At 74.5% G+C, this 8,124-nt stretch carries 7 protein-coding genes; 2 read left to right on the top strand and 5 right to left on the bottom strand.

Translation table 11 applies throughout. The features are described from left to right. Positions 1-260: 260 nt before the first annotated feature. A complete protein-coding gene (locus PH189_RS30060; protein WP_274192543.1) occupies positions 261-443 on the top strand; it encodes a hypothetical protein in 183 nt (60 codons plus the stop codon). Here the strand turns inward: PH189_RS30060 and PH189_RS30065 are convergent. From PH189_RS30065 to PH189_RS30085, 5 genes are all read right to left on the bottom strand, one after another. Beyond that, on the bottom strand, positions 427-1,035 hold the full coding sequence (locus tag PH189_RS30065; RefSeq protein ID WP_274192544.1) for a hypothetical protein: 609 nt from the start codon (positions 1,033-1,035) through the stop codon (positions 427-429). The two genes, PH189_RS30060 and PH189_RS30065, sit on opposite strands and share 17 nt — an antisense overlap. Positions 1,036-1,186: 151 nt before the next feature. After that, on the bottom strand, positions 1,187-1,591 hold the full coding sequence (locus tag PH189_RS30070; RefSeq protein WP_274192545.1) for a VOC family protein: 405 nt from the start codon (positions 1,589-1,591) through the stop codon (positions 1,187-1,189). Positions 1,592-1,662: 71 nt separating this feature from the next. After that, entirely contained in the window at positions 1,663-4,425 is a 2,763-nt protein-coding gene (locus tag PH189_RS30075) for a helix-turn-helix transcriptional regulator (RefSeq protein ID WP_274192546.1), read from the bottom strand. A 75-nt stretch (positions 4,426-4,500) separates the two neighbouring features. Then, the gene (locus PH189_RS30080) at positions 4,501-5,391 is read right to left on the bottom strand and encodes a chitosanase (protein ID WP_274192547.1); all 891 of its coding nucleotides are present in this window, start codon (positions 5,389-5,391) and stop codon (positions 4,501-4,503) included. A gap of 4 nt (positions 5,392-5,395) precedes the next feature. After that, positions 5,396-7,522, bottom strand: a complete 2,127-nt coding sequence (locus PH189_RS30085; RefSeq protein WP_274192548.1) for a bifunctional polysaccharide deacetylase/glycosyltransferase family 2 protein — start codon at positions 7,520-7,522, stop codon at positions 5,396-5,398. A gap of 162 nt (positions 7,523-7,684) precedes the next feature. Between PH189_RS30085 and PH189_RS30090 the strand changes: the two genes are divergently transcribed. Next, positions 7,685-8,124, top strand: a 440-nt coding sequence (locus PH189_RS30090) for a hypothetical protein (RefSeq protein ID WP_274192549.1), incomplete at its 3' end; no start/stop codon positions are given.

Genomic DNA, 8,124 nt, shown 5'->3' on the forward strand with positions numbered 1-8,124 from the left:
GCATCCAGCCCGGCCCCCAGGCCGACCCGCACACCGGGGTCGATGCTCATGAACCGAACGCTAGCCCCGACCCCCGACAACGACGGCCCACCGAAGCCTCTCCCGAGCCCGAGGGAGCATCACGGAAAGATAACGATCCCCTGCTCGGGCGCCGTGTCGGCGACGGCCGGCTCCCGGACCGGACCCGAGAGCCCGCCCCTGCGTCGACACGGAGCGCCACCGGTGTTGGCTGTGCCCCACACCGAGGACAGGAGAGAGCGATGCGCCGGAACCGAAGCGTCTCGTTGGGCACCGTCGTCTATCTGATCATCGGTCTGGTGGTCGCGCTGTCGAACGGCTACGGGATCACCGACCTGTCGTCGCTGCTGTCCTTCCTCCTCGCGCTGTTCCTGTGGCCGCTGGTGCTGCTGGGCATCGACCTGCACCTCAGCCTCGGGATGTGACGTCTCGTGGCGGAGTCGCGCGCAGCGTCAGCGACGTCCGGCGCCGCTCGCGGGGGCCGTCGACGGCGTGCAGCGGCCGCCCGTCGGAGATCCCGTCCAGCCCGGGGCCGCGCAGCAGGACGAGGCTGCCGGCATCGGCGTCCCACGCCTGTGCGGTGGTGCCCTCGCGGTCGGTGCAGTGCCGCAGCGTCGCCGCCCCCTCGAGCGTGAGGATCGCGACGAGGTAGCGGTGACGTCGCCCGTCGAGGTGCGTCGAGATGCCCGAGCTCCCGGGCGCGTAGCGCTGGACGGTCACCTCGTCGGGCTGCCACTCGGGTACTTGCGGAGCGATCGCCGCGACCACGGCCCGGTGCAGGGCGTGCACGGCGGGACGGGAGGTGATCTCGTCGCCGACCAGGACGAGGTGCTCCCCCTCCTGGCGCACGCGATGGGGTCCTTCCACCGCGGGCAGGGCGACGTACCGCTCGGCGTCGAGCTCGGCGAGGACGTCCCGGCGCAGTGCCTCGGGGATCACGCCGGGCTCGTGGGCCACGCCGTCGCGTGCGACGCGGTGCAGCGCCGGGCCGAGGTCCCGGGCGAGCGAGTCGGTCATGCGCCCGGGTACCCGTCCTGCACCCGGCTCCGGCGGCGCCCCCCTCGCCGCCGGGGCCGGGAACACGGAGCCCGGTGCACGACGCCCCCCGCGTCGTCCCCCGACACACGCCCCCCGCCGTGTGCACCGCGCTCCGCGGCCCTGCTGGACGTCACCCCGCCACGTGCACCAGCACCAGCGGGACGTCGTCCGGATCGTGGAACACGAGGTAGGCGTAGGGCGCCGGGGTGTCGACGTCGACGACGCCGCCGTGGGTCACCCCGAGCCCGTCGAGCCAGCCCGCCCAGGTGTCGAGCTGCGACCGCGACGCCACCGAGAAGGCGGTGTGCGACGGCGGCCGGCCCTGGCCGGCGCGCTGCAGCCGGACCGCGACCCCGGAGTCGGGATCGGACAGCAGCACGCCGTCGATCTCCTCGTCCTCCGGGCACCGCGTCCCGGCGTGGGTCAGTCCGAGCACGCGCTCGTACCACGCCGCGCTGACGTCGAGGTCGCGGACGATGGGGGCGTAGTGGTGGAAGCCCGTGAACGCCGGACGTTCGCTCGTCGACGCGCTCATCGCCACCCCCCCTCCGTCGTGTACTCCCCGTGTTCGATGGTGATCCTGTCGAGTGATGGTTGAGCGCGGTACTAGGGAGGTCCCTCGGTGTCGCGACGACGGGTGAACTCCGCCGCCAGTTCGGTGCGCGAGCGGACGCCGAGCTTGCGATAGACCTTGGTCAGGTGCGCCTCGACCGTCTTCCGGGAGACGAACAGGGCGGCGGACACCTCGACGTTGCTGAGGCCCTCGGCGACGCCGCGGGCGATCTGGAACTCCTGCGGGGTCAGGACCTCGAGGGAGACCGTGTCGTCGGCGGCCTCGACGGACGCCCGGTGCCCCGTGGCCGCGAGCTCGTTGCGGGTCCGCTCGGTCCACGGGTGCGCGCCCAACCCGGCGAACGCCGCCTCGGCCCCGAGCAGCAGCGGGCGCGCGGCGCCCGGACGTCGCCACCGGCGGCGCACCTCCGCGTGCGCGAGGGTCGTCCGGGCCTTCTCGTACGGGGCCGCGAACCGCTCGTGCGCCCGGTGGGCCGCGGCGAACCAGCCCTCGGCGGCGTCGAGGTCGTCGGCGAGCAGCCCGCGGCCGCGCGCCGCGATCGCCTCCGCGTAGGCCGACCCGGTGCGCTCCGCGTTCGCGGCCACCCACGCCACCGCGGCCTCGGCGGCCGTCCGGTCACCGGCGCGTGCCGTCGCGTCGACGAGGTCGCCGGCGAAGGGGACCGCGGGCAGACACCGTGCGCCGTGCTCGTCGAACTGGCGACGCGCACGCTCGAGGTGCGCCGTCGCGGCGGCGACGTCGCCCGCGGCGAGGGCACCGGCGCCGAGGGCCCCCGTCGCGTAACTGAGGAGGCTCTCGACACCCAGCGGCGCCGCGAGCCGCATCGCCTCGTCGGCGTGCGCCCGGCAGGACTCGGCGTCGCCGCGGACGGCCTCGATCCGCGCCTGGAGGGACAGGCCGAAGGCCTTGCTGCTCGCCTGACCCAGCTCGTCGGCCCACGCGACGCACTCCGTGACGTCCGCGTAGGCACTCGGCCACCGACCCGCCCACCAGTCGACCTCGGACCGCACCGCGAGGGAGAACGCAAGGACCAACGGCGCCCCGGCCTGCCGGGCCGTCGTCGCCACGGGCTCGACGAGACGTCGGCCGTCGTCGAACCGTTCGAGGTACACGGCGGCCTGCGCGCCGGTGGCGAGGGCCGGGGCGTCCCACAGGAGGTCGGCCCCGTCGGCGCGCAGGAGCAGGTCGTCGAGCAGGGGATGCGCCTCGTCCCGCCGCCCGACCAGGACGTAGGTGTGGCACAGGTCGGCGAGGATCACGATGTCGCCGACGTCGAGGGCCCGCGCCTGATCGGCCACGGTCTCGGTCTCGCGCAGGCGCGCCATCATCGTCAGGGGCATCACCGTCTCGCCGTAGAGGCGGGCGGCGCGCCGCGGGTCGTGGGGCAGGACCGCGTCCGCCGTCCGGAGGGCGTGGTCCACCGCGCGCGCCGGGTCCAGCCAGCTCAACGTCCGGGTGCGGACGACCTCGACGTCGGCGGCGAAGAGCACGTCGTCCCGCTCGGCCAGCGCCCGCTCGCACCAGCGGACCGCCTCTGCTCCGCCCCCCGACATCGACGCGTCGGTGGCGGCGGCGAGCAGGCGCTCCGCGCGCAACCCCGGGTCGGCGGTGAAGTCCGCCGCGCGCGCCCAGGTCCGGGCGGCGGCGAGCAGCCCGGCGCGCTGCCGGGCCGTGTGCGCGGCATCCACGAGACGCCCGGCGAGCTCGTCGTCGGGCGGCTCGCCCGCCTCGGCGAGATACCAGACGGCGAGGTCCGGCGGGGCGTGCCGGGCGAGCCCGTCCAGCACCCGGCGGCGCAGGGCGTGGGACGTCCGCGCGGCGATCAGGGGCCGGAGCAGGCCGTGGCGCAGGCACACCTCCTCGCCGTCGCGCTGGACGAGCCGGCGGCGCTCGGCGGGCGCCAGGTCCTCGACCCCGAGGCCCAGGTCGCGGAACACCGGCTCGAGCTGCACCCGGCACGCGGTCCGGCTGTGCGCGAGCACCGCGAGCGCGGTCCGGCTCGACTCCGGCAGGGCGTCGATCGCCGCCGACCACGTGCGCTCGAGCGCCGAGCCGGGGGGCAGGGCGGGCGCCGCCGCGTCGTCGGGCACGAGGAGGTCGGGGCCGGCGGCGCGGGCGATCTCGACCACGGCGAGCGGGTTGCCGGCGCACCGCTCCACGATCGTCTCCACCACGCGGGGCGAGGCCCGCACGGGCAGCGCCGCCACCAGCGCGCGGCTCTCGTCGGCGGAGAGGGGGCCGAGCTCGATCGTCGGCAGCCGCCAGACCCCGGGGTCGACGGGCACCTCGGACCGCACCGAGAGGAGCAGCGCGATCCGCTCCGGCTCGAGACGCCGGGCGACGAACATCAGAACCTGCTGGGACGGTGCGTCGATCCACGGGAAGTCGTCGACGACGACCAGCAGCGGGTCGGTGTCAGCGGCCGAGGCGAAGGTGCCCAGGGCGGCCGCGCACACGGCGAGCGGGCTGCCGACGGTGCCGGCGCGCAGCGCGAGGGCGATCTCGAGCGCCTCCCGCTGGACGTCCGGGAGCCCCTCGACGTGCTCGAGGAGCGGCATCAGCAGGTCGGCGACCGCGACGAACGGGAGGACCGCCTCGCTCTCGACCCCCGCCGTGCGCAGGCATCGGCGCGACGACGCCGCGACCACCTCGTCGAGCAGCGTGGACTTCCCGCTGCCCGGTTCGCCGGCGAGGACGGTGACCGTACCGCCGGTGCGCCGCGGATCGGCCGCGGCGGCGAGCAGTGCCCGCTCGCGCGCACGACCGACGACCTCGGGCGGCGGTCGGTCGGTCACGCGCACCCTCCCCCACGTCGCGGGGTCATCCTCCCGCGAGGACGGACCATCCATCAGTGCCGTTCGTTCCAACAACTATCCGGCGAAGTGGAACGGCTGGCCGGCGAACGTCCAGTCGAGGGGTGTCGCCAGGTCGAACCGCTCCTCGGCGAGCAGCGTCTCGAGGGTGTCCACCCGCGGGACCGACCTCCGCCAGACCTCGGCGGTCTCCGCGTCGGCCGGGTCGAGCAGGTGGGCGCGGCGCACCTCCAGGAACTCCTCCAGCCACCCGGACCGGTCCGGCTGCTCCGCGCCGCCGTGTTCCTCGGTGGTCTCGTCGATCATCGTGGCCAGGCCGTCCGGGTCGGTCCCGGTGCCGTGCTGGACCGCCGAGTCCAGGAGGACCAGCTGCCCCAGGGCGGAGGTCATGCCGATCCTGCGCGCCTGCGCCATGGCCGGTTCGAAGTACAGCCGCCGGTACACGTCGTCCTGGGCCCGATTGAGCCGGGGGTCGGTCTGCGACGCCTCTCGCCACGCCGCCGGGAACCCCTCGAGACCCGTCGTGTCGCCCCCGTCGCCGCCGGCGGTCACGGCGGCGTCGATGGCGGTCAGGGCCGGCAGGTACCCGGTCAACGGGGTCCGGTCCCCGCCGGCCGACTCCTCGTACCGCCGCACGACCGCCAGCAGGTCGTGCGTGCCGCTGGTGAAGCCCGCCCGCCCCGCCGTGATGCCCCGTCCGTCGCCGATGTCCTGGGCCGACGCGTAGGGCAGCTCCGTGGAGGAGTTCTCGAAGGAGCTGATGACGGCCTCCGCGGTGCGGAGGCGGGCCGGGTCGGCGAGATCGGTGACGCCGGCGATGTCCGCCTGGGCGCCCCCCGTCCGGGCACCTCCCGCCGACCCGGGCTGCTGACACCCCGCGAGGACCGCGCCGCCGACCAGCCCGCCGCCGACCAGCCCGCCGAGGACCAGGAAGCTGCGCCGGTTCATCGGTTCATCGTCGCTGCAGGACCGCCCCTTCGGTCAACGGTTCCGGGTCCTCGACGACCGACCCGGGCGCGGGTGGCGCCTGCTCCGCCGGCTCGGTCCCCGCGGCGTTGCGCGCCAGGAGGGTGTCGAGCCCGCCGAGCCTGCGCAGCTTCTGCCAGCCCAGCCGGATGCCCGCCAGCGCACTGATCGTCGACCGGATGAGGACGGCGTACATGACCTGCCGGTACACGATCTGCTGCAACGGAAGCGCCCACAGCACACCCATCGGCTCTCGCTCGAGCCGGAAGGCGATGACCGCCGCGACGAACTGCACGGCGAGCACCGCGCCCCAGAGCGCGAGCGTGGTCCAGGGGTCGAGGAAGACCAGTCCGTAGATCAGGAAGACGTCGATCAGGGGCGAGAGCAGCGGGAGCAGCACCTGGAAGATCGCGAGGTGGGCGAGCCCCCGCCGCCCGAACCGGCCGGCGGCGCCCCGCTCGACCACCGCGTGGCGGTGCTTCCACATCGACTGCATCGTCCCGTAGCTCCAGCGGTAGCGCTGGCGCCACAGCTGGCCCAGGCTCGCCGGCGCCTCGGTCCAGGCTCGGGCGTGCTCCTGGTAGACGACCCACCACCCGCGACGGCAGATCGCCATGGTCACGTCGGTGTCCTCGGCCAGCGTGTCCTCGCTGACCCCGCCGACAGCGACCAGGATCTCGCGCCGGAACGCCCCGACCGCGCCGGGGATCGTCGGCATGCAGTGCCCGAGGTCGAAGACGCGGCGGTCGACGTTGAACCCCATGACGTACTCGATGTGCTGCCAGCGGCCGATGAGCCCCCGCCGGTTCGCGACCTTCGCGTTGCCGGCCACCGCGCCGACCGTCGGGTCCGCGAACGGTTCGACGAGGCGGGCGATCGTGTCCGGGGCGAAGATCGTGTCCCCGTCGATCATCACCACGAGCTCGTGGCGGGCGTGGGCGATCCCGTGGTTGAGCGCGGAGGCCTTGCCGCCGTTGACCTGACGCAGCACGCGGACCCCGGGGAGCCCGAGCGCCTCGACGATGTCCGCGGTCCCGTCCGTCGAACCGTCGTCGACCACGATCACCTCGACCGGGTGCGTCGAGGCCACGAGCGATCGCACCGTCGACGCGATGTTCGCGCTCTCGTTGTACGCGGGCACGATCACCGACGCCGGCTCGGCGACGGGCGGGCCCCACGAGAAGCCGCGCCGATGCCGCAGGCGCTTGTGCCGGACGGCGATGACGAGCATCAGGGCGAGCCGGAGGAGGATCAGCACTCCGACGACCAGCAGTGCCCACGTGAGCACCTGGACGACGGCACCGGCGGCGCCCACCGCCGCGAGGACCGTCCGTCCCAGCACCCGGTCCGCGACGGGGGCGGGCCGGTTGTTGGGTGGGAGTCCGAGCGCGGCCGTCGGCGTCGTGAACCGGAATCCCTGCTGCTGCAGCGTGGGGATGAGCCGGTCCAGAGCGGCCACCGTCTGGCTGCGGTCCCCGCCGGCGTCGTGCATGAGCACCACGCCGCCGACGCCCGGAGGCGGTGTGCTGTTCCGGACGATGGCATCGACCCCCGGCCGTTGCCAGTCCCGGCTGTCCACGTCGGACAGCACCGTCATGTAGCCCATCGACTCGGTGAGCTGGAACGAGGCGAGGTCGAGGTCGTCGACCGCGCCCGCCGTCGAGGAGAACGGCGGCCGGATCAGGTAGCTCGACTCGCCGGTCGCCCCGTTGACGACGAGCTGCGTCTCGGTGAGCTCACGGTCGACCCGCATCCGCGACGAGGTGGACAGGTCGGGATGGGTGAACGTGTGCAGGCCGACCTCCGACCCGGCAGCCCGGATGTCCTGCAGCAGCCACGGGTAGCGCGCCGCCTCCGAGCCGACCACGAAGAACGTCCCCGGCACGTGGTGTCGCCGCAGGACCTCGAGAACCGCCGGTGTCCATCGGGGATCGGGGCCGTCGTCGAACGTCAGCACGATGGTGTTCGCCGGGATGTGGACGCTGTGCGGGGTGGGCGAGGACGCGTCCATGACGGGCCCGCCCTCGGAGACCGTCGCCGGGACGTGCGTCGACGTGTCCGAGCCCTCGTGCGCGTGCGGGAGGGCGTCGTTCTCGATCTGCCCGTTCACCATGCCGTTGACCATCAGCAGGCAGACGAACGTGATCAGGGCCGGAACCGCCAGGAAGAGGCCGAGACGGGGGAGCGGCAGGTGGGGGCGCCGCCGATCCCCCCGCCTCTCTCCCCGCCTCGTCGGACGACGCGGGAAGCGGATGCTCACGACGAACCGCTGCCCGTGCTCACCGTGTCGGGCTGCGCCTCGGAGCTCGACCCGGATTCCGATCCGCTGTCGTCCGACCCGGAGGAGTCGCTGCTGTTGTCCGAGCCGGTGTTGTCGGAGCCGCTGCCGCTGGTGTTGTCGGAGCCGCTGCCGGTCTCGGAGCCGCCGCTCGACGGCTCGGTGGTCGAGCTGCCGCCCGAGCTGCCGTCGGAGCTGCCGTCCGAGGCGTCGCCGCTGCCGGACCCGCTGGTGCTGCCGGAGTCGCCGGGCTCCGTGGAGCCCGAGTCCGTGGGGCCCGGGTCGGGGTCGGGCGTGCCACCCGGGTCCGTCGTGTCGGTGGGTGTCGGGTCGGTGGTGCCGCCCGGGTCGGTCGGCGTCGTGTCGGTGGGGACGGGGGTGATCGGGCCGGGGTCGGTGCTGCCGCCCGGGTCCGTGGGCGTCGTGTCGACGGGGAC

It is taken from the genome of Actinomycetospora chibensis, assembly GCF_028737215.1.
Taxonomy (GTDB): domain Bacteria; phylum Actinomycetota; class Actinomycetes; order Mycobacteriales; family Pseudonocardiaceae; genus Actinomycetospora; species Actinomycetospora chibensis.

Excerpts from the sequence above, each read along its gene's own strand:
- PH189_RS30060 (WP_274192543.1), top strand. The coding sequence starts at position 261 with ATGCGCCGGAACCGAAGCGTCTCGTTGGGCACCGTCGTCTATCTGATC.
- PH189_RS30065 (WP_274192544.1), bottom strand. The coding sequence starts at position 1,035 with ATGACCGACTCGCTCGCCCGGGACCTCGGCCCGGCGCTGCACCGCGTC.
- PH189_RS30070 (WP_274192545.1), bottom strand. The coding sequence starts at position 1,591 with ATGAGCGCGTCGACGAGCGAACGTCCGGCGTTCACGGGCTTCCACCAC.
- PH189_RS30080 (WP_274192547.1), bottom strand. The coding sequence starts at position 5,391 with ATGAACCGGCGCAGCTTCCTGGTCCTCGGCGGGCTGGTCGGCGGCGGG.
- PH189_RS30085 (WP_274192548.1), bottom strand. The coding sequence starts at position 7,522 with ATGGTGAACGGGCAGATCGAGAACGACGCCCTCCCGCACGCGCACGAG.